General features: G+C 67.6%; 1 protein-coding gene. It reads left to right on the forward strand.

What is annotated here, in order from left to right; all coding sequences use genetic code 11:
• Window positions 1-466, forward strand: a 466-nt coding sequence (locus PMM47T1_RS28495) for a T6SS effector phospholipase Tle3 domain-containing protein (protein WP_008375947.1), incomplete at both ends; no start/stop codon positions are given.

Below are 466 nucleotides of genomic sequence, written 5' to 3' on the forward strand. Positions count from 1 at the left end.
TCGCCGCCGCGCGCCTGGCCATGCTGATCGGCGAAATCCGTCGCATCGCCCCCAACGACACCATCACCGTCATGGGCCACAGCCAGGGCACGCTGATCACCCTGCTGGCCCAGGCCATGCTGGTGGACCGCGGCGAACGCTGCGCCGACTGCCTGATCATGGTCGCCTCGCCCTACTCGGTGCTGCCCGACAGCACGCCCAAGGATTCGCACACCCTGCAAACCCTGATCGACATCGTCAGCAAGGTCACCGAAGCACCTCACCCCAAGCCGCCGCTGGCCAACCTGCGCTTCAACGAGCGCGGCTACAACGGCCGTACCGGCCCGCAATGGTCACCCGAGCAAGGCACCCGCCTGGGCCCGGACGGCACCACCCAGGTGTTTCCCGAGCGCGACAACCGCGGCAAGGTCTACCTGTACTTCAGCCACGACGACTCCACGGTGGGCCTGAGCGACGTCAGCGGCAT

This window comes from Pseudomonas sp. M47T1 (genome assembly GCF_000263855.1).
Lineage (GTDB): Bacteria > Pseudomonadota > Gammaproteobacteria > Pseudomonadales > Pseudomonadaceae > Aquipseudomonas.